19 protein-coding genes are annotated in these 23779 nt (G+C 75.8%); 8 read left to right on the top strand and 11 right to left on the bottom strand.

Annotation, left to right across the window (positions count from 1 at the left end):
* Positions 1-141: 141 nt before the first annotated feature.
* The 3 genes from OTB16_RS08835 (at position 142) to OTB16_RS08825 (ending at position 2753) form a co-directional block, all read left to right on the top strand.
* Positions 142-663, top strand: coding sequence for a DUF4396 domain-containing protein (locus OTB16_RS08835; RefSeq protein ID WP_267719418.1), 522 nt, complete (start codon positions 142-144; stop codon positions 661-663).
* A gap of 144 nt (positions 664-807) precedes the next feature.
* Complete coding sequence (locus OTB16_RS08830) at positions 808-1215, top strand: four-helix bundle copper-binding protein (protein ID WP_267719417.1); 408 nt, start codon at positions 808-810, stop codon at positions 1213-1215.
* An 830-nt stretch (positions 1216-2045) separates the two neighbouring features.
* Positions 2046-2753 carry a hypothetical protein gene (locus OTB16_RS08825; RefSeq protein ID WP_267719416.1) on the top strand — a complete coding sequence of 236 codons (708 nt, stop codon included), beginning with the start codon at positions 2046-2048 and terminating at the stop codon, positions 2751-2753.
* A gap of 65 nt (positions 2754-2818) precedes the next feature.
* On the opposite strand, the gene OTB16_RS08820 is transcribed toward OTB16_RS08825, so the two are convergent.
* Together OTB16_RS08820 and OTB16_RS08815 are read right to left on the bottom strand one after the other, a co-directional pair.
* On the bottom strand, positions 2819-3343 hold the full coding sequence (locus tag OTB16_RS08820) for a hypothetical protein (RefSeq protein ID WP_267719415.1): 525 nt from the start codon (positions 3341-3343) through the stop codon (positions 2819-2821).
* The gene (locus OTB16_RS08815) at positions 3340-3486 is read right to left on the bottom strand and encodes a hypothetical protein (RefSeq protein ID WP_267719414.1); all 147 of its coding nucleotides are present in this window, start codon (positions 3484-3486) and stop codon (positions 3340-3342) included. Before OTB16_RS08815 ends, OTB16_RS08820 begins: the two co-directional genes overlap by 4 nt.
* 81 nt (positions 3487-3567) lie before the next feature.
* Between OTB16_RS08815 and OTB16_RS08810 the strand changes: the two genes are divergently transcribed.
* Both OTB16_RS08810 and OTB16_RS08805 read left to right on the top strand, forming a co-directional pair.
* Complete coding sequence (locus OTB16_RS08810) at positions 3568-4137, top strand: TetR/AcrR family transcriptional regulator (RefSeq protein ID WP_267719413.1); 570 nt, start codon at positions 3568-3570, stop codon at positions 4135-4137.
* Between the two features lie 79 nt (positions 4138-4216).
* Positions 4217-5206, top strand: a complete 990-nt coding sequence (locus tag OTB16_RS08805) for a carboxylesterase family protein (RefSeq protein ID WP_324290790.1) — start codon at positions 4217-4219, stop codon at positions 5204-5206.
* 40 nt (positions 5207-5246) lie between these two features.
* Here OTB16_RS08805 and OTB16_RS08800 read toward each other — a convergent pair whose 3' ends face one another.
* The 4 genes from OTB16_RS08800 to OTB16_RS08785 form a co-directional block, all read right to left on the bottom strand.
* Positions 5247-6338 carry a carotenoid oxygenase family protein gene (locus OTB16_RS08800; protein WP_267719412.1) on the bottom strand — a complete coding sequence of 364 codons (1092 nt, stop codon included), beginning with the start codon at positions 6336-6338 and terminating at the stop codon, positions 5247-5249.
* The gene (locus tag OTB16_RS08795; protein ID WP_267719410.1) at positions 6335-6610 is read right to left on the bottom strand and encodes a carotenoid oxygenase family protein; all 276 of its coding nucleotides are present in this window, start codon (positions 6608-6610) and stop codon (positions 6335-6337) included. The genes OTB16_RS08800 and OTB16_RS08795 overlap by 4 nt, the downstream gene beginning before the upstream one ends.
* Before the next feature lie 112 nt (positions 6611-6722).
* On the bottom strand, positions 6723-7193 hold the full coding sequence (locus tag OTB16_RS08790; RefSeq protein WP_267719408.1) for an SRPBCC family protein: 471 nt from the start codon (positions 7191-7193) through the stop codon (positions 6723-6725).
* Between the two features lie 109 nt (positions 7194-7302).
* The gene (locus OTB16_RS08785; protein WP_267719407.1) at positions 7303-7869 is read right to left on the bottom strand and encodes a TetR/AcrR family transcriptional regulator; all 567 of its coding nucleotides are present in this window, start codon (positions 7867-7869) and stop codon (positions 7303-7305) included.
* 59 nt (positions 7870-7928) lie between these two features.
* On the opposite strand from OTB16_RS08785, the gene OTB16_RS08780 reads away from it, so the two are divergent.
* Complete coding sequence (locus OTB16_RS08780) at positions 7929-8441, top strand: HAD domain-containing protein (protein WP_267719406.1); 513 nt, start codon at positions 7929-7931, stop codon at positions 8439-8441.
* Here the strand turns inward: OTB16_RS08780 and OTB16_RS08775 are convergent.
* The 5 genes from OTB16_RS08775 to OTB16_RS08755 all read right to left on the bottom strand — a co-directional run bounded on the left by OTB16_RS08775 (position 8434) and on the right by OTB16_RS08755 (position 22526).
* Positions 8434-10341: an SWIM zinc finger family protein gene (locus OTB16_RS08775; RefSeq protein ID WP_267719405.1), complete on the bottom strand. Its 1908-nt coding sequence runs from the start codon at positions 10339-10341 to the stop codon at positions 8434-8436. The two genes, OTB16_RS08780 and OTB16_RS08775, sit on opposite strands and share 8 nt — an antisense overlap.
* Entirely contained in the window at positions 10338-14537 is a 4200-nt protein-coding gene (locus OTB16_RS08770) for a DUF5682 family protein (protein WP_267719403.1), read from the bottom strand. Before OTB16_RS08770 ends, OTB16_RS08775 begins: the two co-directional genes overlap by 4 nt.
* Positions 14534-15715, bottom strand: a complete 1182-nt coding sequence (locus tag OTB16_RS08765) for an ATP-binding protein (RefSeq protein WP_267719402.1) — start codon at positions 15713-15715, stop codon at positions 14534-14536. Before OTB16_RS08765 ends, OTB16_RS08770 begins: the two co-directional genes overlap by 4 nt.
* A gap of 872 nt (positions 15716-16587) precedes the next feature.
* Positions 16588-21657 (bottom strand): thioesterase domain-containing protein, encoded by a 5070-nt coding sequence (locus OTB16_RS08760; RefSeq protein ID WP_420717651.1) that lies wholly within the window; start codon positions 21655-21657, stop codon positions 16588-16590.
* Positions 21654-22526: a DUF4132 domain-containing protein gene (locus tag OTB16_RS08755; protein ID WP_267719401.1), complete on the bottom strand. Its 873-nt coding sequence runs from the start codon at positions 22524-22526 to the stop codon at positions 21654-21656. The genes OTB16_RS08760 and OTB16_RS08755 overlap by 4 nt, the downstream gene beginning before the upstream one ends.
* 200 nt (positions 22527-22726) lie before the next feature.
* Between OTB16_RS08755 and OTB16_RS08750 the strand changes: the two genes are divergently transcribed.
* Positions 22727-23488: a GmrSD restriction endonuclease domain-containing protein gene (locus tag OTB16_RS08750; RefSeq protein ID WP_267719400.1), complete on the top strand. Its 762-nt coding sequence runs from the start codon at positions 22727-22729 to the stop codon at positions 23486-23488.
* Positions 23485-23778 carry a hypothetical protein gene (locus OTB16_RS08745; RefSeq protein WP_267719398.1) on the top strand — a complete coding sequence of 98 codons (294 nt, stop codon included), beginning with the start codon at positions 23485-23487 and terminating at the stop codon, positions 23776-23778. The genes OTB16_RS08750 and OTB16_RS08745 overlap by 4 nt, the downstream gene beginning before the upstream one ends.
* The last annotated feature ends 1 nt before the right edge of the window (position 23779 follow it).

Raw genomic sequence — 23779 nt, 5'->3', positions numbered from 1 at the left:
TGCCGAGGCCGTGCGGCCTCGGCACACCCCTCCGCGTTTCGCTGGGTTCAACACCCTCGCGGAATACCCCCGGGGGGTATACGGTTGTGGTGTGGGTCCGCGGAAGCGGGGTCACACTGGACGGGATTGGGGATGACGGTCATGGACCACAGCGCACACCACACCAGCAGCGCTCACGACCACATGGCGCACCAGGCGCAGGCGGGGCATGCCGGGCACCAGAGGGGCTCGGTGACCTGGAGGGCCGCCGCGAAGGCGACGCTGCACTGCCTGACCGGATGTGCGATCGGCGAGATCCTCGGCATGGTCATCGGCACCGCCCTGATGTGGGGCAACGTCCAGACGATGATCCTGGCCATCACCCTCGCGTTCCTCTTCGGCTACTCGTTCACGCTGTTCGCGGTCCGGCGGGCCGGCCTGGACTGGAAGAGCGCGATCAAGGTCGCGCTGGCCGCGGACACCGTGTCGATCGCGGTGATGGAGCTCGTCGACAACGGCATCATCGCCCTGACGCCCGGGGCGATGGACGCCCACCTGTCGGACGCGCTCTTCTGGACGGCGCTGCTGGGCGGATTCGCCGTGGCCTTCTTGATCACCACTCCGGTCAACAAGTGGATGATCGGCCGCGGCAAGGGCCACGCCGTCGTCCACGCCTACCACTGACCCAGCCGTACGGCACCGCGCCCGGCCGCACCCCTACGATGCGGCCGGGCACGTTCGCGCCCAGGGGCGTTAGCTGGATGTACCGGGGGCCTCGATGGCGGCCGCCCCGGATCCGCCGGCCTCGCGGGGAACGGAGGCACCCTGATGTCCACCGTCAAGGACATGCTCGCCACCTACCCGGCCGACCTCGGCGACATCGACCAGGCCAAGCTCACCGCCTGTATCGAGGAGTGCATCGCGTGCGCGCAGGCGTGTACGGCATGCGCGGACGCCTGCCTCTCCGAGGGCATGGTGGGCGATCTGACCAAGTGCATCCGCACCGACATGGACTGCGCCGACATCTGCACCGCCACCGCCGCGGTCCTCTCGCGGCACACCGGCTACGACGCCAACATCACGGCGGCCGTCCTTCGCGCGTGCGCCATGGCCTGCAAGGCCTGCGGCGACGAGTGCGCCAAGCATGCCGACATGCACGAGCACTGCCGCATCTGCGCCGAAGCCTGCCGAAGCTGCGAGCAGGCATGCAACGAACTGTTCTCGGCCCTCGGCTGACGCTCGCACCGTCATCCATCCCACCCGGCAGCCGACATCCCGGCCGGCAGATCGGGAGCCACGGACCCACTCGTCCGAGGGAACACACACCCCACAGGAGGTCCACGGCCGACGTGACGCTATGCTCCCCGGCATGGTTTTGGCCCGGGCGACCCGTAACGCGCCGCGGTCCCGCTCTCGTGCAGCGGGCCCGTGGCGATTGTGGGTGCTCGCCGCGCTTCTCCTTACGTTGATGTACAGCCACGGGGTCAGTGCGGAGAGCGCCGCAGGCCACGCCCATCTCGGGGCGCCGACCAGCCCGGCAGCCCTGAACGCTCAGGACCCGGGTGCCGCCGGGCACAGTCACGAGGCGCCCGACCTGCACTCCGGCCCGGGGCACACCGACCACCAGGATGCTCCGGAGCCCGATCACGCGGCTCACCAGTGTGTGTCCGGCCAGCCCCAACAGGGCGCCGCGCTGCCCGCCCCGTGTGAGGCGCAGGCTATTCACCGGCCTCCGTACGCGTATGCAGTCGGCGCCGCTCGGCCTGTCAGGGCCCTCTTGACATCTGCCCCGGTGCCGGACTCAGCGGTCCTGCGCATCTAAGCCTTGACGCCCGCCGACCGGTCGGCGCCCTGTCGGGCACACCCTTGAGCCATTTCCGCCAGGGCATCGGCGGCGGCCCGGCCATGCCTTGCGCCTTGCGGCTGCCATGAGGTGGCGTGCGGCGCGGAGCCGTGGGCCGGCTCACGTTGCGCTGTTCCCAGCGCGTCCGATCTTCGGCCACGACCTGCCCGCCTGCCTCGTTGAGAGCCCCAGGCCCCACTGAACTTCCCTCGAAGGGCCCGCTTTGTCCTCCTCGCCCAGTCTCGCCACGACGACCCCGCCGCAGCCGACCCGAAGCCAACGCCGCTCCAACAGCAAACGGGAAGGCGCTTCCCTGCCGTGGCGCTATCTCGGCTACGTCGGCTACTACGTGGGCGCCGGCCTCATCAGCGGAGCCGTCGTCCACCACCCCATGGCTCCCGCCCGCTACTCGATGATCGCCGCGTCCGGCCTGTTTGTCTTCCTGCTCGCGACCGTACTCAACGACATCATCCTCGCGTCCGAGAGGCAGCCTCTGTCACGCATACTGCGCGTGCTCGGCACCTCGACGATGCTCTCGTTCGGCCTCGGGATGCTCAGCGGCGGCATGCAGCACTTCGCAGACCTGCCCGAACGCTGTGCCGTGCTGATACCGCTGGGCATCGTCCTGTCCTTCGTCGCCTACTTCCTGAAGGAGGCCAAGAGGCCGTGGCGGCGCATCTTCAGCCTGATGGGCCTGGCAATTGTCGCCGTGACGGCCCTCACCTTCCTCGGCCTGCGCCACATCGCCCCCACCATGGCCGAGTCCGGAGGACATAGCCACAGCGATGTCGTGCCCGAGAAGGGAAGCGACGAAGGCAAGGAGGGCGGCCACGGCAGCGACAGCACCAACCCGACCTCCCAACCCACCGCCTCGCCGAACGCCACCCACCCCAGCAAGGAGCCCGGGCACGACGACGGACACCAGCACTGAGCCGGCCTGCTTGCGCCATCAGAACAAAGTCAGAGCCGAACCCGGCACGTCTGAGGCGGCAGGGGTCAGCGCGGCTGTGGGACCTGCTCGCGCCGACGGCGTCCGTAGCGGGTCACCCCGCGCGGCTTGAACACCGACAGGGCAGCCGCCGTCAGGAGCACCAGCAGGGCAGCGGCCGCGTCCGCGATCAGTTGGATGCGCATGCCCCGGAGCTCGCCGCCCGCGAGGGGGGCCCGGGCGGTCGCGTCGGCGAGGTGTCCGACCGGCTGCATGTGGACCAGGAGCAGAACGGTCGCGGCCACAGTGATCAGCAGTTTCGCGATCACCCAGTGGTGCCGCAGCAGCCCCCACACCGTTCCAAGGGACTGCACCAGGCCGGTCAGCAGGGAGGCAATGCCGAACGGGACGATCACGTACCAGCCGATCACGTCCATGGCCAGGTAAGCGCCCCGCACGGTCTGGGGCGCGCTGCTGGTCAGGCCGGCGACGGCGAGGGCGAGGAAGGCTGCGACCGCGCCCAGCCAGCCGACCGAGGAGGTGACGTGGACCGTGAGGGTCAGCTTGCGCAGCCGCGGCGAGAACGGGGTCACGGCGCGTGCCCCGCCATGCCGCCGCCGGCCAGGTGCACGATCACGAACACCACGGTCAGGACGACTGCGATCGCCGCGGAGACCCTCACCCAGCGCGGCGCCCCCTCGCCGTCGTCATCGTGACAGTCCGGTGAGCCTGCCATGATGCCTCCCCTCTTTTTCGAGACACTCTGTCTCTACCTGAAACTGAGTGTATGCCCTGTGGACGTCCGTATCCTGGGTGGGTGCCGAAGTTGTGGAACGAGACGATCGACGCCCACCGCGCCGCCGTGCGCGAGGCGATTCTGGACACCACCGCGAAGCTGGTGGCCCAGAGCGGCCTGCGGTCGGTGACCATGTCCCAAATCGCCGAGCAGACCGGCATCGGCCGCGCGACGCTCTACAAGTACTTCTCCGACGTCGAAGCCGTCCTGCTGGCCTGGCATGAGCGCCAGGTCACCGCCCATCTCAAGCAGCTCGCAGGCATCCGCGACGAGGCCGGCACCGCCGTGGAGCGCCTGAAGGCGGTGCTGGAGACGTACGCGGGCATCGCCCCGCAGCGGCACGGCGGCGAAATCGCCACCCTCCTGCACCAGGGCGAGCACGTCTCGCATGCCGAACGGCACCTGCACGGCATGCTCCAGCACCTCCTCGCCGAAGCGGCCGAAGCCGGTGATCTGCGTAGCGACGTCCCGCCGGCCGAGCTCGCCCAGTACTGCCTTCACGCCCTGACCGCGGCGGCCACCCTGACTTCCCAGGCGGCTGTGACCCGCCTGGTCGCCGTCACCCTCGACGGCCTGCGCCCGGTTCCCTGAGCCCGCAGTGCCTTACGGTCGCCAGCTTCGCCCAGGCGTCCGAGCCGAACCCACGCCGGACTCGCCGTGAAAGCGAAGAATCGCCGCCGGTTCTCAGGGACAGTCCTCCGAGATTCGGCGAACTGGTCGGTTTCACCGGGCGGTCGTGCAGAGCGGCTCGTGCTCGACGACGATGCCGCCCCGGTCCCTGCTGCCCACCCTGGGCACGTACGAGCCCTTCACCCCCGAACCGCGCACGGTCGGGGACGGGGCCGCTGCGGCGGTCCGGCTCGGCTGCGGCCCACCGGGGGGAGCGGTGGAGACGGGAGCGGTGGACTGCCTGCGGCGGCTGGACGCCCGCTCGCTCGCCGCCCCGGAGCTGATGCGGCGGTTCTCGCCGGTCTCCTACGGAAACGCCTCGCTGCCGACGGAGCCGCGGCGGGCGCTCCGGGAAGGGCGTTTCCACCGGGTGCCGGTGATGCTGGGGACCACCCGCGACGAGATGCGGGTCTTCCTCGGGCAGACCCTGGCCGCGTTCCCGGTGGCCGACGGGGCCGCCTACCGGGCCCGGCTGGAGCAGTCGTCCGACGCGGGGACCGCCCGCGCGGTCGAGGCGGAGTACCCGGCTGCCGCCTACCCGAACCCGTCGGTGGCCCTCGCGACCCTGCTGTCCGACGCGTCGTTCACCTGTCCGTCGCTGCGGGACGCCGACGCGCTCGCCCGGCACGTGCCGACGTACGGCTACCTCTTCGCCGACGGCGACGCGCCCAACGCCACCGGCCTGCCGGAGGTGCCGGGGCTGCCCTACGCCGCGTCGCGCGGCTTCGAACTGCCCTACCTGTTCACGTCCGTGCCGCTGGGGGCGCCGCAGCGGGAGCTCGCGGACCGGATGGCCGGCTACTGGACGGCGTTCGCCCGCACCGGGATCCCGGCGGCGGCGGGCGCCCCGGCCTGGCCGCGGTACCGCTCCCCGGCCTCCGTACTGAACCTGGCGCCGGGGGCCGGGGGAATCCGTACCGTGGACGCGCGGGCCGCACACCACTGCGCGCTGTGGGACGCGCGGTGGCCGGCCGCCGGGGGTTCCGGGTGACGGCGCCGCGCCCCCGCTCCCCCGGCCACGCCCCGCGTGTTCAGCTCGCGGCGTCCGGTATCCAGGAGCCGTGGATGGTCGCGGGCACGCGGCGCGGCAGGTGGACGGTGGCCACCGGTGCGGCGCCCAGGTCGGAGGCGTCCAGGACGAGCAGCCGGGAGGCGTCGGCGGTCAGGTCGCTCACGACGGTCAGCAGGTATCCGGCGTCCTCCGCGCCCGCGCCGCCCGCGGCCGGTACGAAGACGGCCTCGCTCGGCAGTTGCCCGGTGCCGAACGGCAGCAGGGAGCGGGCCCCGGTGATCCGGTCGTACTTGACGAGGGCGTGCTCGCCGACGCCGAGGTCGTCGGGGAACGACAGCGCGTACTGGAAGCGGTGCTCGCGGCCGGTGAAGTCCTCGTTGATGGTGGGGAACTCGACGGTCAGGTCGTCGGTCCACTCCTCCCGGACGGCCCCGGCGGCGAGGTCGACCGTCCAGCGGCGGCTCCGGGAGCCGGAGTTGGGCTCGGCTCCGCGGTCGGGGGCGCCGACCCACCAGTTCCAGGAGCGCTGCCAGCCGTCCCGGCCCACGGACGGGCCCTCGATGACGATCCGCCCGTACGGGGCCTCGTAGGCGTTGGCGAGGTGCATGGCGTACCCCTGGCCGATCTCGAACCAGCGGATCCTCCGGGCCCCGCCGGCGCCGCGGGGCATGACGCCGATGCGGGAGGGCTGCTCGTCGCTCCAGCCGTACGGGATCCCCGAGTTCTCGCTGGGGTCGAAGGTGACCGGCCCTTCGAGGAACACGACGTGGTGCTCGGTGATCGCGAAGTCGTGCTTGAGCGCGGCACTCGCCCCGGGAACGTCCTGGCTGTCCAGGACCTGGCCGTCGGCGGACGCCACGTGGTGGATCAGGTACGGCGGGAACGGGGAGGAGGCGAAGAAGTGCAGCTCTCCGGTGCGGGGATCCTCCTTGGGGTGGGCGGTCATCGCGGAGGTGAGCTTCCCGCCGAAGTCGTGGGCGCCGACTGTCTCCAGGTCGGCCGTCAGCTCGAACGGCAGCGCGGCCTCGCTGAGCGCGAGGATCCGTCCGGCGTGTTCGATGACGTGGGTGCCGGCCGTACTGGCCGTCAGGTCGGGCCCCTTCTCCGTCATGTGCGGGCGCCGTCGAGGGCGGGGGTGTGGACCCAGCGGTTGCGGTACCACTCGGCGCGGCCGTCGCGGAGGCGGATGCCGTGGACCATGCCGCTGCCCTTGAACCAGTGGGTGGGGGTGATGCCGGGCTTGGGGTTGTGGCTGTTGCGGATCAGCCGGCCGGTCAGCTCGGGGGGCAGGGCGCCCTCGACGGTGAGGCCGGTCGCGGTGATCTCGTCGGCGACGGGGGCGTAGTGGCCGGTCAGGTAGGGCTTGGACGGGTGCTGACTCATGACGGTGACCTCGCTCGGCTTCTTCTTCTCGGGTGTCGCGGCTTCTCGGGTGTCGCGGCGGGTGTGTGTGCGGCGGCGCGTGGGGCGGGGCCGGGGGCGGGTGGGGCGTCCCCTAGGCGGGGGTCGCGGCGTCCGCTTCGGCCCGGGCCTTCAGCAGGTCCAGCCACTGCTCCAGTGACTGGCGGAGCATCGCCTCGAGCTCGGCGGGCCGTTCCTCGACCGGCGCCCCCGCCCACGACTCCTCGGTCCGTACGGTCACGGGGCCCTCCGGGTCCGGCTGCTCGAACGTCCAGACGTGGACGCCGTCGATGCCGTGGGCCGGACCGCCCCAGACGATCCGAGCGCCGGGTACGACCTGGAGGAGCGTGGAAGTGATCTCCAGACCGTGGGTCAGCCAGCGGAAGGTGGATCCGGGCGCGAGCGGGCCGTCGTACGCCACGGAGTCGATGCCCGTGTTCCAGTCGGCCCAGCGGGCGATGTCGGTGTGCAGGGCCCAGACCGTCGCGAGGGGTGCGCGGACGGTGGTCTCGAGGCGGACGACCACGGGGGCGTTCTCGTCGACGGTGGCGTGCGGTGCGTTCACGGGGTACTCCTGGGTTCGTGGGTGATGGGTCAATTGTAAGAGTGATTGACCACTCACTCTTCGGGTCAAAGGAAGGGCGAGCCATTCGGCCCGCCCGTCCCGCGTGCGGTCAGTAGTGCCGGACCCCCGCCGTGAGGGTGCGGGTCCAGGGGGCGTCCACGTCCTGCGCGTCGACCGAGACCAGCAGGTGGCAGAGCATGCCGATGGCGAAGAACCGCTGGACCTCCGCCTCTCCGGCGCCCGAGGCGCCGCGGACGTACTCCACCATCCGGGCGTACCCCGCCCGGACGGCCTCCCGTACGGCGGCTTCGGAGACCGCGGCCGCCTGGGCGTGCGTCAGGACCAGGAGCAGGTCCTTGTCCGCGATCAGGTGGGCGTACGCGTCCCCCATGGCGTGGAGAACGGCCTCCGGGTCACTCCCCCCGGCCTCCGCGGCACCCTCCTCGAGGCTGGCGCGGACCCGGGTGAAGCAGTGCTCGACCACGGTGGTGAACAGCACCTCCTTGTTCGGGAAGAGCCGGTAGACGTACGACTGCGAGATGCCGGCCGCCTTGGCCACCTCGGTGGTCGTCGTGCCGAAGTAGCCGCGGGCCGCGAACGCGCCGATGGCCGTGCGCAACACCGTGTCCCGGCGCTCCTCGGCGGAGGAGAGCTGTCGTCGTCGTTCCGTGTTCATGTGAGTAATAAACCACTCACACTTCTTTCCGTCAAGCGGTCTGGTCTACCGTTGCGCCCATGACCGGTTCCGCGGCCCGCCCGCTCCTCTACCTCGACGTGGACGGCCCCCTCATCCCGTTCGGGGCGGGTCCGTATCCGCCCGGGGACGACGCCAACCCGCTCCTGGCGAGGATCGACCCGTCGCTCGGGCCACGGCTGGCCTCGCTGGGGTGCGTGCTCGTGTGGGCCACCACCTGGATGGAGGAGGCGAACGAGTGCGTCGCGCCCCGGCTCGGACTGCCGGACCTGCCGGTGGTGCAGTGGCCGGAGCCGTCCGACGCGGACGGGCGGGGCGGGATCCACTGGAAGACCCCCGCGCTCCTCGCCCACGCCGCCGGGCGCCCGTTCATCTGGGTCGACGACGAGATCACCGGCGCCGACCGGGCGTGGGTCGCCGCCCGCCATCCGGGCCGGGCCCTCCTGCACCGCGTCGATCCGGGGCTCGGCCTGGCCGAGCCCGATCTCGCGGCCCTGCGGGCGTGGTTCGGCGGCGGCGCGGGTCCCGGCCAGGACGGCCCGGCTGTCAGGTGAGGGGTGGGGACGCCCAGGAGGCGGCGACCAGACTGCGTTCCGCCGCCGACAGGTGGGCCGCGGCCGCCAGCCAGGCCCGGGCGTAGCCCTCGGCGGAGGGGTCGCCGAGGCGGCCGAAGGCGTCGCGGGGGCGGCGGTCGGCCTCGGCGGCCAGCGCGGCGGCGCAGTCCGCCGCCGCGGTGAAACCGGCCCGGCGCAGCGGCCCGTACCCGGAGCGGTGGTCTGCGTCCCGGGCGGACTCGGCGACGGCGCGGCGGCCTCCCGCGACGCCGGTCTCCAGGAGGCGGCGTACGCGCCACAGCGGGGAGTCGGCCAGCGGGTCCGGGCCCGCCGGCGCGGGGGCCGCGGCCGGGGCGGTGTCCGGGGTGGTGTCCGAAGTGGGGCCCGCGGGCGGGAGGTGCTGCCCCTGGAGGCGGTCGTAGCCCAGGTCGGCGCGGCCGAGCCACTCCTCGGGCAGCCGCAGGGTGTGGTCGGCGCCGGGGACCGGGCCGACGGCGAGCGGGCGCAGGGTGGCGGCCCGGTCCAGGTCGGGGCGGCCCAGGACCCGGATCCGGAGTCCCGGGTGCCCGGCGAGGCGGCGCAGGTTGTCCGCGTGCGGGAGCTCCGGGTGGGGGTGGGCGGCGCGCAGCCGGAGCAGGGGCCCGTCCGGCCGGGCCTCGCGGACCAGGAGGTGTTCCCCGGCCGCGCCGACGACGGCCACGTCGCAGCCGAGCAGTGCGGGCTCGGCCCCGTCCTGGGAGGCCAGGCCGTCGGCGACGGCCTCGGCCGCCGGGCGGGCGAAGAGCGCGGCGGCGGGCGCGTCGCTCCAGGACGTGCCGGGCAGCGGGGTGGCCTTGACCCCTCGTCCGGCTCCGAGCCTGCCCTCCGGGGAGACCGTGGCACCGGCGATGCGCAGTCCGCCGCGGGCCAGTCCGGCGTGGTCGAGGGCGGCTCCGCCGAGGGCCACGGAGGCGGAGCCCGCGCCACGGGCCCGGGCCAGGCCGCCGGGGCGGACGTCGGCCACCGAGTAGCGGGCGCCGTCCGGCGCGAGGAGGTGGGTGACCACTCCCCCGTACCCGGTGGCGGAGAGCACCGGCTCGCGGCAGAGGCCGTACACCCGGAGGCTGCCGCCCGGCGCGTAGGCGCGGCGGGACGTGCCGGTCAGCGCGGGGTCAGTGGATCCGGAGGCCAGCAGGGCCGTGGTGTACAGGAGTTCCCGGAAGGCCTCCGTCAGGTCGCCGAGGCGCTGGGCGGCCTGCCGCTCGCGGGCGGCGCGCAGGCCCCGTACGACGCGCAGGGCGGCCGCCTCGGCGCGCGGGAGTGCGGCGAGGCGGGCCGTGTGCGCGGCGCGCAGCAGTTCGGCCTGCACGACGGCGCCGCCGGCGGTGACTCCGGCGGCCAGGGCCTCGGCGGCGGCCTCCCAGAGCGCGGTGGCGGCCGCGGTCTGGGCGCCGGTCAGAGCCCGTTCGGGCGGCGCCGGAGTCTCGGGGCCCGGCGGGGTCCCGGGCCCCCGCGGCCTGGCCGGCTCCCCGGGCACGGGCGGCGCGCCCACGGGCAGGGCCTCGGCGGGCGGGGTGTCGGCGAGGGGGGTGTCGGTGAGGGGGGTGTCGGCGAGCGGGGTATCAGCCAGGGGGGCCGCGCCCAGCGCGGCGGCCCGGTGGAGGCAGCGGGGCGCCAACAGGCAGCTGCACACCGCCTGTTCGGCGCGCGTGAGCGTCCCTTCGGGTCCGGGGCGCAGGGTGACGACGGCGTCCTCCCCGAAGCGGATGCCGACCCTGCCGTCCGGCTCGCGGACGGCTGCGGCGGCGCAGCTCGCGGTGACGGCGTCCAGCTTCTTACGCAGCCGGGCGGTGAGGTTCTCGACCGCCTCCGCGAGCACCTCGGGGGCGACGGCCGGCAGGGGGGTGTCTGCGCTGCTCAACGGGGTTCTCCACGGAGTCGTTCGCCCACCCAGCGGGCGAGGGCGAGGGGGCTGAGGGCGGCCACGGGCATCCCCGCCGCGACGAGTCGGCCCGCCACCGGGACCGAGTACCGGGGCGTGCCCGCGTCGTCGAGCGCCGCGCAGCCCAGCAGGTGGGCTCCGGAGGCGGCGAGGGCCCGGACCTCGCCGAGGAGGCCGCCGATCGGGGCGCCCTCCTCGAAGTCGCTGACCACGACGACGAGGGTGCGGCTCGGGACGGTGATCAGCGAGCGGGCGTGGGCCAGTCCGGCGGCGATGTGCGTGCCGCCGCCGACGCGGACCTCCAGCAGCAGTGACAGCGGGTCCTCGACCCGGTCGGTGAGGTCCACGACCTGGGTGGAGAAGGCGAGGAAGTGTGTGGACAGCGTGGGCACGCCGCCGAGTACGGCCGCGGTGAGGGCGGACCAGACGACCGAGGCCTCCATGGAGCCGGAGACGTCGACGACGAGGATCAGCCGCCAGTCGGCCTCCCGGCCCGCGCGGGTGGCGAAGACCGGGTGTTCGGGGACCACGACCACGCTGCCGTCGGGGCGCCTGCGGGTGTGCGCGAGGTTGGCGCGCAGGGTGCGGGCGAGGTCGAGGCGGCCGCCGCGGCGGCGGGTGGGACGCGGGGTGGAGAGCCCGGACAGTGCCGGGCGCAGCCGGGTGGCGAGTTCCTTGGCGAGTTCGTCGACGAGCCGCCTGACGAGGGGGCGCAGCCGGGCGAGCTGGGCCTCCGGCATGCCGCCGGCGAGGGACAGTACGGAGCTCAGCAGTTCCACCGAGGGCCTGACGCTCGCCGGGTCCAGCTGGGCTAGCACGTCGGTGCGGCCCGTTTCGGCGGCCCGCGCGAGCACTTCTTCCCGTACGTCGGCGCCGAACAGCGCTTCCAGTTCGCCCGACCATTCCCGGGCGGTGGGGAAGGACGCCTCCCGGCCGCCGCCCCGGCCCGCGCCGCTGCCGCCGTCGAGGTCGGCGGCGCCTTCGCCGCGCCCGGCGCCGTACAGCTCGTCGAGCGCGTGGGCGTAGCGGCGGGCCCCGGCGGGGAGCCGCTCGCGTTCGCGGCCGAGGAGCAGGCGCCAGCGGTCGGCGGGGGCGAGCCGCCGCGTGTCGGGTACGGCGTCGCGCGGCGCCTTCGGGCCCCCGGGGCGATCCACGGGCGCGGGCACGGGCACGGGCGGCGGGAGTGCCGGCCCGCGCGGCGGGAGCGCGGGTTCGGCCGGCGGGAGCGCGGGTCCCGTCAGCGGGAGCGCCTTCAGCGCGGCGAGTCCGGCGGCGTCGGCGGCGGCCCACAGGGCGAGCAGGGCGGGCGGTGCGTCCAGCGCGAGGTCGACGTGGTCGCCGAGACGCTCGGTGACGGTGGCCAGCAGCCGGTCCCGGGCAGCGGGCGAGAGCGCGTCGAAGCCGCCGCGCAGGGCGGGGAGGCGGTCCAGGAAGGCGGGGTCGTCGAGCTGTTCCACGCGGTCCAGGAGCGGGGCGAGCGCGGCCGGGGACGCCTGGAGCAGCGGCCCGGCGGCGGTGAGGAGCCCGCCGAGCCGGCGGGTCAGGGCGCGCCGGCTGTCGGGCCCGGCCGCGGCGTCGATCCATCCGGCGGCCCGGTCGCCGAGGTCCGCGGCCGGGTCGAGGTCGAGGAGGACCCGTACGGCCAGGGCGGCGCCCTGCATCAGCGGGGAGGCGTCCCGGGCGAGGGCGGCGAGGGCGGCGTCGGTGCGCAGGCCGAGGTGGAGCGCGGCGGCCCGGTCGGCGAGCGCGACGAGGGCGGCCGCGTCGGCGGGGTCGTCGCTGCCGGCGAGGCCGGGCAGGGAGCGTACGGCGGCTTCGAGCAGGTCGCCGGTGAGCGCGGCGGCGGTGGCGCGGGCCTCCTCGCCGGCGCCGGGGAGGTGGCCGCGGTGCAGGGCCTCCAGGAGGTCGAGGGCGTCGAGGAGTTCGGGCAGGGTGGCGGTCTCGGGCAGGACGGAGGCCGCCTCGTGGAGCCGTACGCCGACCAGCTCGGGCAGGTCGCAGCGCGCGGCGGCGGCCAGCCCGGCGAGGATCCCGGCCGGGGTCGGACCGCCGTCGGCGGCGGCGCGGCGGGCGGTGTCGCGCAGCGTCCCGGCGGCCGCCTGGGCGGCGGTGACGCCGCGTACCCCGGCGAGGTCCAGGCGCGCCGGCACGGACGGGGTCCAGGCCAGGCGCCACTTGGTGCCGAGGGCGGAGCCGTCGCCAGTGGCGGCGACGGCGACCGGCTCCCCGTAGGCGGCGCCGCAGACGGCGAGGCGTTGCAGCAGGACCTCGCGGCGGCCGTCGAGGGGCGAGCGGAGCGGGTCGAGGCGGAGCTCGCGGGGGGCGGGGTCGTCGGGGCCCGGGAGCCGCAGTTCCGCCAGCTCGGCCTCGACCGAGGGGCCGAGGCCGGAGCGGGGCGCGTGCGGGGTGATCCGCCCGCGGGACGTGCCGACGAACACCGCCTCCAGGGCGCGGGCCAGTGCCCGGCCCCGGCCGAGGGGTTCGCCCTGGCCGAGGACGGTGGTGACGGCCTCGATGAGTTCGCCGCGGCCCGGCGCGGGGAGTCCGCGCAGGACGGCGAGGTCGCAGGCGAGGCGCAGGGCTTCGGCGCCCTCGCCGGTCCCGGCGGTGTGCCCGGCGCGGCGCAGCTCGCGGCAGAGCCGGGTGACGGCGACGGAGGCCGCCTCCCGCACCCGGACCGGGTCGCCGGCGGCGTGCAGGACGGCCTGCTGCCAGAGCGGGTCGCGGATGCCGGCGGGGTACCCGGAACGGGAGTCGAGCAGGTCGAAGGAGTACGGCACGAACGAGGTGACGGCCCCGCCCCCGGATTCGGCATCCGCCTCCGCGACCCCGCGCCCGGCGCGGATGCCCGGTGCGGGCGCGAAGCCGGTGCCATGGCCGGGCACACTGCCGGTGCCCGCCGCGGACGACCCCGGGCCGGGGACGACGCCAGTCCCGGCCGCGACGCCGGATCCCGCGGCGGAGGCGGTGCCCGCGGCGGACGCGGTCCCGGAGGGTGCCGCGCCGGTGGGCGCACAACGCGCGAAGCCGGTGCCATGGCCGGACACGCTGCCGGTGCCCGCCGCGGACGGCCCCGAGCCGGGGGCGACGCCAGTACCGGCCGCAATGCCGGTTCCTGCGGCGGCGGCGGTGCCCGCGCCGGACGCGGTCCCGGAGGGTGCCGCGCCGGTGGGCGCACAACGCGCGGAGCCGGTGCCCGTGGTGGGCGTCAGCGGCTCACCGGCGGTGCCGGAGCCCGCGGCGGAGCCCACCCCCGAAGGCGCGGCGCCACCGGGCCCGAAGCCCGCGGAGCCGGTGGCCGCGGCGGACGACGTCGAGGCTGCGGCGACGCCGGGGCCCGCGACGGCGGTGCCCCCGGTAGAGGTGGTCTTCTGCGGCGCGGGGGCGCCGGTGGGCGGGCCCAGGAGGGCCGGGGCGTGGAAGGCGCCGATCACGGCGGCCACCGTCCGGCCGCCGGCCGCCGCCGTGGCGATCACCTCGCGCATGTGGGCCTCGCGGGCCAGGTCCGTGGCCGGGACGGCCGCGTCCTCGCGCAGGGCCCAGCCGACGCCGAGCGCGGCCCGCCGTACGGCTTCCGGGGAGCATCCCGGGGCGAGGACCTCGACGGCACGGTCCCACATGTCCTCGCCGGTACGGCCCGTACCGGCGGCGGCGAGCCCGTCCGCGTACGAACGCCCCGGACCCTGGTCGGCCTCGGGGAGCCCCGGCGCGAGCGGGTCCCGCTCCTCGCCGGAGGGCGGGGCCGGCTCCGGCACCCCGTCGAGGGCGGGCTCCGGCGCCCCGGGCCGGTCCGGTCCGGCGTCCGCCGGCGTACCGGCCCACGCGCGGGACGACAGGGGCAGGTCGCAGCACAGCACGGTCGCACCGCGGGCGCGCGCCCAGCGGATCGCGGCCAGTTCGGGCGAGAAGTCCGCGAACGGGTAGAACGCCAGGCGGCCGTCCTCCCCCGTGCCCGCCAGGGCGACCGGGGCCACCGTCTCGGGATCGGCCAGGTGCTCCAGCCAGGGCTGGAACTCCGCCGGCAGCTCCACGCACACCACGTCCGCACCCGACGCGTCCAGCAGGTCCGCGACCACCGCGGCCAGCGCGGGGCTGTGGTGGCGCACCCCCAGCAGGTACGGCGTACGGGACGCCGCCAGCGCGGCGACGGCGTCGCGCGGGTCGGTACGCGTCATCGCAGGCTCCCGCGCAGGTCCCACAGGCGGCGCCACATCGCCGAGCCGTCCTCGGCGCGGCGGCGCACGGGGCCGTCCCAGTACCCCAGCAGCCGTGCGTGGTCGGCCGGGTCGTCCTTCCGTACGACACCCAGGAGGTGGCCCGGCAGCAGGTCCAGCACGTCCCCGCCCGGAAGGTACGCGGCGGCGACGCCCAGCGACGCGGCCACCTGCACGGCCTCCGCGGTGGACATAACCGTACCGGGGCGCTCCACGTCCCAGCCCTCGGCGGAACGCCCCGAGCGCAGGTCCCGGAAGACGGTGACGAGGGCGTCGAGGACGGCGTCGTCGACGCCGAACGCCGCGCCCGCCCGCTGGACGGCGGCGACCGCCTGGCGGCGGATCAGCGTGGCCTCCGCGTCCGCGTCCGCGATCGGGGCGACGGTCTCGAAGTTGAAGCGGCGCTTGAGGGCGGCGGACATCTCGGAGACGCCTCGGTCGCGGAGGTTGGCGGTGGCGATGACCGTGAAGCCGGGTGCGGCCGAGACCACCGCGTCCTCGGTGGCGGTGAGTTCGGGCACGCTGACCCGGCGGTCGGACAGGATCGACACCAGCGCGTCCTGCACCTCGGGCAGGCAGCGGGTGATCTCCTCGACCCGGACCACCCGACCGGTCCGCATCGCGGAGAGCACCGGGGAGTCGACCAGGGCCTGCGAGGTGGGGCCCTGGGCCAGCAGCAGCGCGTAGTTCCAGCCGTAGCGGAAGGCGTCCTCGGTGGTACCGGCCGTGCCCTGCACGGTGAGGGCGCTGGTGCCGCTGACGGCGGCGGCCAGCAGTTCGGACAACATCGACTTGGCGGTGCCGGGTTCGCCGGTGAGCAGCAGGCCGCGCTCACCGGCGAGGGTGACGACGCAGCGCTCCACGAGGGAGCGTTCGCCGACGAACTTGGCGGCGATGGCCATCCGTCCGGGCATCCCGGTCCCGGCGCGCCGCTCGGGCAGGACGAGTTCGGTGCCGTCGCTGCCGCTGCCGCTGCCGCAGACGAACGTGACGACGGCGCGCGGGGTCAGGGCCCAGCCGGGCGGGCGGGGGCCGGGGTCCTGGGCGGCGAGGAAGGCGAGCTCGGCGGCGTACCGCTCCTCCGCCGGGAGTACCTGCCGGGCGGGGGCCGCCGGGGCGGGCTGGTCGGTGAGGGTCATCGGGGTGTTCCTCCGGTGGGGTGGGGCTGGGGGGGTGGAGTGGTGACGGGTCGTGTGGTGGGTGGTGCCGTGCCGCCAACGGCTCGGGGCCGGGCGGGCGGTCACCGATGGAGGCGGTGGTCGGGCGGTCGGGCGGTCGGGCGGTCGGGCGGTCGGGCGGTCGGGCGGTCGGGCGAGGTGCTCGGACTGGACAGTGCAACACGGGCAGGACGCACAGGAGTCGGGACGGATACCGGCCGGGCCGACCCGGTGCCGACCCGGTGGCCGAGGCGCATCGGCCGTTCCGAAGCCGGTTCCGGGCCCGGTAGCCGAGGCGCATCGGCCGTTCCGAAGCCGGGACGGGCGGACGGGCGGCCGGGTCGCACCCCTCCGCCCGGACACGGCCGGGCCGAAGCGGTCGCGGTCCGAACACCACGCCCGGCCGGAACCGGGAGTCCCACCGGGGCGGCCCGAGGGCCCGGGCGCCGAGGAACCCTTGCCGGAGCCGGCCCCGCCCCGGCTCACAGCCGACGCAACCGACAGCCGGGCCCGGCTGCCCGCCAAGCCCAACGGCAATCGAGCCCAACCGGCAAGGCCCGGCCGACCGGCAGCCCCCGCCGGCGCGGAAGTCACCGGTCGGCCGTCGCCGCGGTAAACCCCGCAGGCCCGGCAGACCCGGCAGGGCCGCGCCCGACAGACCCGACAGACCCAGCAGGGCGCGGCGCCCGGCAGGGCCGGAAGGGCCGGAAGGGCACGGCGCCCGGCAGACCCGGCAAGGCCCGGCAGACCCGGCGCCCGGTAGACCCGACAGGCCCGGCAGACCCGGCGCCCGGAGCCCGGCAGGCCCAGCGGCCCTACCGGCCCCCACGGGCCCCGCGTGCCCCGCGGCGCGTTCAGCCGCGGCGCCTTCGGGTGCGCTTGACCTGGAGCTGTTCGAAGCGGGGCCCGTCGCCCTCCCGGACGCGTGCCCAGGCCCGCCGGTACAGTTCCGCCGCCGGTTCGCCGGGCACCAGGACGCCCAGGGCCGGCCCTCCGCCCGCCGCCAGGCCGTACAGCGGGAGCTTCCACTGTTCCACCGGCAGCACCGGTGAGGACTGCTCGCTCCATCCTCCCGGGAGGAACAGCGTGCGCCCCGCCCGGCTGCGGCTGGCCGTCACCACCAGGTCGGTGGCGGCCAGTTCGGCGCGGGCCGCCTTGAGTCGGGCGGGCTTCCAGCCCGTCCAGCGCGCCGTGTTGCGGTCGGTGGGGTCGGGCATGGCCAGCAGTGCCAGGTACAGGGCGGCCGCGTCGGCGCCGAGGCCGTGGGCGGCGGAGACCTCCGCCACCACCTCCGGCACCGAGCGGCTCGGGTCCTGCGGCCACCACGTGCCGTCCGCGTCGGCGGTTCCCGCCGCCGGGGTTCCCGGGTCGGCGAGCAGCGCGGCGAAGCGCGGGTCGTGCACGGCCCGCAGCGCCACCTCGACGCCCGAGGGGTGCTGGTCGGTGCCGCGCAGCATCGGCAGGTACGGGTCGGACCCCGTGGAGTCCAGCAGGGACGTCCGCAGCGCGGGCTTGGGCCGGCCGTCGGCGGTGGGCAGCAGGACCGCGCCGTAGCGCTCGTGGTCCCCGGCGGTCTCGGTCGGGGTGCCCGCCGCCGACCGGAAGTCGGCGAGGCTGGTGTAGGTCCAGAAACCGAGCAGCAGGTCGGGCGCGGCGAGCCGCTGCCGTACGGCGGTCAGCGCGGGCGGCAGCACGCCCCGTACGGGGTCGCCCGCGGGCAGCCGGTGCGCGAGCCAGGCCGCCATGGCCACGGTTCCGAACAGGACGGAGGAGGTGAACGGATCGGTGGCCGGCTCGCGGGGCTCCACGTGGTCGCCCCGCACGGTCCAAGCGACGTCGACGCTCAGCTCCCGCGACGCCGCGGGGTCGAGCAGGGCCGGCAGCGAACGGTGCGCGGGCCACCCGCCGGACACGGCGCGCGCGGCCTCGGTGGCCAGCCAGTCCGGTACGGGCGTACGCCGGCCCACGCGCGCGTTCCACACCTCCGCGGCGGCGGCCGCGTCCGGGCCCTCGCTCCACAGCCGGGCCGGGTCGGCGGGCAGCAGCGCGGCGACGACGGCCCGTCGCACGTCGACGTCGAGGTTCCTGAGATCGTCGCGGGCGGTGGCGGCGTCGGCGGCCTTGAGGCCGAGGACCGTACGCAGCTCCGGGGGAAGGAAGTTGCGCCCCCAGCCGTCGAGGTGCGGCATTCCCGCGACGACGAGCCGCGCGAGCGCGCCGGAGGTTCCGGTGAGGCGGCCGAACTCCTCGGCGGCTTCGGCCCGGAAGGGCGCCGGGCCGTGCTCGGCGGCCGCGGCGAGGAACCCGGACAGCCAGCCGGGGCCGCGCCGCCGGTCGCCGAGCGGGGCGTCCCCGCGTGCGGTGTAGGGGCCGGGCACCTCGAACCGGCCGGTCGGGTCGTGGAACAGGGCGCCGAACTCGTGCCCGTCGGGGGCGGACGCGGAGTGCTCGGTCAGGGCGAGCGCGGCGCCGCCGCCGAGGGTGAGGACGGAGCGCTGGTGGAGGTTGCGGCCGATGCCGTCCGGGGTCTCCAGGTGGCGCCGGTCCAGGTGGAGCAGGATCCGGCGCCAACGGCCCGCGGAGCCTTCGGCCGAGGCCAGGCCGAGGGCGTCGACGGCGGCGAGCAGCCCGGCGAGGGCCGCCCGCTGCTCCTCGTCGGCTCCGGGCGCGACGGCGCGGTAGGCGACGGCGGCGGGCTCGTCCAGCAGCCCGGTCCACGTGAGCCCGGACTGCGGCAGCGCGGGGGCGTCGAAGTGGAGCCGGCCGGGGACTGCGGCGGCGTCGGTCCGCGCGCGGGCGACGGCGAGTTCGCGCAGCAGCCGGTGCGCGGAGTCGCTGTCGCTGCCCCAGCGGTGGTGGCCGGAGCCGATGAGCCCGCTGAGCGCGTCGCCGATCAGCCGGTCGGCGGGGCCCCGGACGGTGTCCTCGGTGGCTTCGCCGTCCGGGTGGAGCCGGGCGGCGACGGCGTCGAGGGCCTCCTGCTGGGTGAGGGTGAAGCGGAGCACCTCGACGATGCCGCCGATCAGCTTGGGTGCGGTGACCCGCGGCAGGGCCGCGCTCACCAGGCCGGGCAGGTCGGTGACCAGTTCGGCCGCGGCGGCGGCCTTGAGGAGGGCGGCGACGCTCTCCCGGTCGGCCGCGCGCAGGGCGGCCGAGCCCTCGGGGTCGCGCGGGCGCAGGGCGTACCAGTGGGACAGCGGCGGGAGTTCGACGCTGCCGGTGGCGAAGGCGGCGTGCCCGTGGTCCCCGCGCGAGGTGGCGGTGACCACGCCGTCCGGGTCGGTCAGGCTCAGCTCGCGCCAGTGGTGGGAGAGGGCGCGCGGCCGGTGGTCGCCGGGGAAGGTGACCGCGGCGACGGGCGCGTCGTGGCCCTCGGGGACGGTGACGGACCGGCCGCCGGTGTCGCTCCCGTGCCAGCCGTTGCCCTGGAGGCGTACCGCGCGCCAGCCGAGCAGGCCGCCGGCGGGGGCGCCGAGCACCGAGCCGGCGACCTCGGGCGCGGGGCGCAGCCAGGAGCCGTGTCCGGGCGGGGTGGCGGTGTCAGGGTGGCCGTGCGGCGCGTCGGTGAGGAAGGCGGGCCGGGAGGTCCGGCCGTAGGCGGGGCCCGCGGGGTCGTATTCGATCCAGCCGCCGTCGTGGTGCTGGTCGCGGGAGCGCCAGACCCAGTACGAGGTGCCGTCGCCGAGCAGCGGGTTCTCCTCGGGCAGCCGGGTGTCGCCGGCGTGCAGGACGCCCGCTCCGGTGGCGCGGCCGCCGCCCGGCAGGGGCAGGCTGATGTGGTCGGACCGCAGGGACCAGTGGTTTCGGTCGGTCTCCAGGGTGATGACGGTGCCGGGCGAGGTGTGCCAGTAGCCCTGGACCTGGCCGGCGCCCCAGGAGGACCAGAAGACGAGCAGTTCGCCGTCGACGTAGTGGAATCCGAGGCGGTGTCCGGAGCCGGCGGGCACGCGCAGGTCGTGGGTGAGGACGGTGGAGTCGGCGTCTATGACCCGGGCTTGCGTCTGGTTGGCGACGATCAGGTGGGGCCAGGCCTCGACCACGGTCAGGTCGGACGAGCGCCGGTGCGGGGAGAGTTCGGCGACGGCGCTCTCCCAGGAGGTCCACTGCAGTTCCTCGAAGAGGCCGCCGCGCAGGGTGCGGGCGAGGGTCTCGGCGAGGTCGGTGGCGGCTGCCGCGGCGACTTCCGCGGGGGCCAGTGCGAGGCCTTCCGCGGGCAGCCAGGTCAGGCGCCGGATGGCGTCGGGGACTCCCGGCAGGCCGGCGGCGGTGGAGTCCGCGGCGACGCTGCGCACCCAGCGGGTGAGCAGCGGGCGGCCGCCGGGCGAGGCGGCGACGGCCTGGATGATGTCGGCGCCGCTGGTGGCGTCGCCGAGGGCGTTCAGCGCCCGGTCGAACGCCGGGTGGAAGCGTGCGTCGGCGGCGATGGCGAGCAGGTCGCGGCGCTGGTCGGCGCGGGCCCAGTCGCGCAGGCCCAGCTGGTCGTGGCGGCGTCGCCGGTCGCTCTCGTCCGGGTCGGCGACGGGGAGGCCGAGGGTGAGCAGGAGGTCGAGCAGGTCGGCGTCCTGGACGCCGATGCGCAGTCCGGCCTCGCGGCCGGGGCGGGCGAGTTCGGTGCGCAGTGCCGGGGCGCACCGCTCGACGAGGCCGAGCAGGGCCGGGAGCGTGGGGTGGAGGCCCCAGCCGGCGTGGCGGGCGGCGTGGAAGCGCTCCAGCCAGCCGGCGGCGCCGTCGGCGCAGCGCTGGTCCGCGGGAAGGTCCTCGGAGACCAGGCCGGCGGTGGCGCCGGACTCCTCCAGGATGCCGAGCCACAGGGCGGTGAGCTCGGTGCTGTCGCCGCCGCCGGGCGGCGTCAGTCCGAGGAGGGTGCCGCGTACGGCGGGAACGCGCCGGGCCAGCGCGACGAGGGCGCTGCGGTGGGCCTTCCACCAGCCGGTCGCGGCGCGCAGGGTGGCGGGCAGCGGCAGCAGTTCGGCGAGGTAGTCCTGTTCGGGCTCGGTGCCCGTCAGGCCGGCGGCGCGGGCCAGGCGGCGCAGTTCGGTGGCGGCCTGCGCGGAGGGCGGCAGCCCGCCGGCGGTCCGGCGTACGCACAGGCGGCGGAAGCGCGCGTGGGCTTCGGCGGGGGTGACGCGGGCGGCCAGGTCCTTGCCGTAACCGGTGAGCACCTTCACCGGCAGGGCGCCGGCCAGGGCGAACTCGAGGAAGACGGCGTCGAGGCGGTCCTCGTCGACGCCGAGGCCGTGCTGGGCCTCGGCGGTGCGGGCGCGGCCGAACAGCTGGGAGGCGTACGTGGTGTTCTCGACGGCGAGGAAGGTGCGGGCGGCCTGTTCGTAGAAGACGGGGAGGAAGTGCGGTACGGACGCGGCGAGCCGGCCGGCGAGTTCGTGGCAGGCGTCGAGGGCGGCCTTGGGCTTGGTCTTGGCCTGGCGGGCGAGCCGGTCCAGTTCGGGGACGACGGCGAGGGCGTGGTGCCCGTCCTCGGGGTGGTGCACGAGGACCCACTCGGGGAAGCCGAGGGCCTGGCGGCGGCCGAGGCCGACGACGGCCGGCTCGTCCCCGTCCCGTACGAGTCCCAGGAACCCCGCGGCGAGGTCCTCGGCGGCGCCGAGTTCGGCAGCGGCGAGCCGGACGACGACGCGGTCGTCGCCGAGGGCGGGGTGCCGGTAGGTGCGCGCGGTCAGCTCGACCGCGGTGGGCCCGGCGCCGGTGGTGCCGGGCGGGAGCACGGCGCCCGCCTTGAGCAGGAGCGCGGCCTCCCCGGTGCCCGCCTCGACCGGTGGCGCGTCCACCCCGGTACCCGCCGCCCCGGTGACCGCCACCCCGGTGCCCGCCGCCCCAGTGGCGTCGAGCGCGCCCGCCGGGCCGTCGGTGCCGGCTGTGACCGCTCCGGTGCCCGTCTCGTCCTTGTCCGTCCGGTCGGTGCTCACGCGTCCCCGCCCTCCTCGATCTTGCGCCCGGCGTACAGCGCCGCGGCCATCCTCATGCCCTCGGACCAGGCGACCGGTCCGACCTCCGCCAGGCGTACGGCCCGGCCGTCCTCGTCGTGCCAGTTCAGGCCGCCGGTACTCGTCTCGTCCTCGTAGTACGGCTCGCCGATCCACACGGCCGCCTCGACGGCGCGGCCGCGGCCCGCGTCGCGGACCTTGCAGGTCGCGTAGCCGCCGGATACCCGGTAGCCGAGGCCGGTGGCCCGGGCGGCGAGGCCGAAGCGGGTGGCGAAGACGCCGCCCGCGTAGTCGCGGACCTCGGTGGCGGTCTCCGCGAGCCCGTCGGGCTTGTGCCAGGTGGCGCGGTGGATCTGCTCGACCCTCTGCTCGATGCCCAGTTCGGCCGCGAACTCCCGTACGTCTTCCAGGTCGGGCAGCAGCACCGGGTGCGGCAGGGTCACCGTGCGCGGGGAGAGCCGGACCGTCTCGCCGTCGAGGTCGACCACCTTCAGATCACCGGAGGCGGTGGCGTCGCGCAGGAAGCCCGTCTCCTTCGGGTCCTCGCCGACGACGGCGAGGTCGCGCAGGGCGCGCTGCCAGGCCTCGTCGGGCCAGACCCGGGCGATCAGCGCGGTCGGCACCGGCAGTGAGGACACCATCCAGGCGTCGACCTGGGCGACGCAGGACGCCTCGTGCCGGTCGAGCCATTCGGCGAGCCGGCGCAGCCGGTCCACCTCGGGATGGTCCTTCAGTGCCTTGGGCAGTGTCTTCAACTGCTTCCCGCTCGCGCGGCCGGCGGTCGACCGCGCCGCCACCCGCCCCTCCACCAGGGCGATTTCATACCCCTCGCCCGCTGCCAGCCATGCCATCCGCCCGCACCTCTCCCGCGTGTCCCGCCCGGTTCCGCGCAGCCTTGTCCAAGGGGGTGGGACCCCCCTGAGCTGCGGTATGCCGGGAGACTAGCGAGAGCCACTGACAACACCCTCCGGAGGGTCGCGGTCCGGTTGAATGTCCGGTTCTGGGTAGGCTCCCGGGGACATTGACGCGGAGTCGGGTTTGGGGTGGGGTCATGGTTCGTCAGATACGCGTGCCCGGTGCGGTGCTGGCCGCGGGGCTGCTGCTGGCCGCGGCGGGGTGTTCCGGGCCGTTGGGGACCGGCCCCGACGGCAAGCCGCCCTCCACGGCGCGGACTCCGGCGGCCTCCCCGTCGGCGGACGGGGGCACACCGGCCGACCCCGGCAAGCCGGGTGGTGGCGGCGAACCGGCGGCCGGCGACGCCCTGCCCGGCCTGGTCACCGCGGCCGTGGCCCGTACCCGACTGGCGGCGCTGAAGGTCGCGCCCGTCGGCACGATGGCGGGGTACAGCCGCGACAGGTTCACGCACTGGGCGCAGCAGGGCAACAAGTGCGACACCCGCGAGACCGTCCTCAGGCGCGACGGCGCCGACGTCAAGCAGGACGGTGAGTGCAAGGCGGTGTCCGGCAGGTGGAAGAGCCTGTACGACGGGGTGCTCGTCACCGAGGCCGGGAAGATGGACATCGACCACATGGTGCCGCTGGCCGAGGGGTGGCGCTCGGGCGCCGCCGGCTGGGACGCCGCCCGGCGCAAGGCCTTCGCCAACGACCTGACCCTCCCGCAGCTGCTGGCCGTGACCGCGGCCTCGAACCGGTCCAAGGGCGACCAGAGCCCGGACCTGTGGCAGCCGCCGAACAAGGCGAGCTGGTGCCAGTACGGCCGGGCCTGGACCACCGTGAAGTCCGCGTACGAACTGACCGTCACCGAACCGGAGAAGAAGATGCTCACCACGATGCTGGACACCTGCGCCTCATGACCGGCGCGACGCCCGCGCCCCGGCAGTGGCAGGACGAGGCGCAGGCCGGGCCCGGCGGCGCGATGACCGACGAGGTCGGGATCATCACCGGCCCGCTCACCGTGCGCACAACGGAACAGGACGGGGGCCTGGTCCGGTTCGACGTCCAGTACACCGACGCCGACGAGTGGTACACCCTGACCGGCAGCCCCCTCCCCCACCGGGGCGACCCGGCCGCCCTGCACGCGGCCGCCGTCGCCGCGGTCAGGGCGGGCGGCGGGGCCCAGGCCCCCGGAACGGGCCCGGCCTGAC

This window comes from Streptomyces antarcticus, assembly GCF_026627255.1.
Taxonomy (GTDB): domain Bacteria; phylum Actinomycetota; class Actinomycetes; order Streptomycetales; family Streptomycetaceae; genus Streptomyces; species Streptomyces antarcticus.
This window is presented reverse-complemented; position numbering and strand designations above follow the sequence as displayed.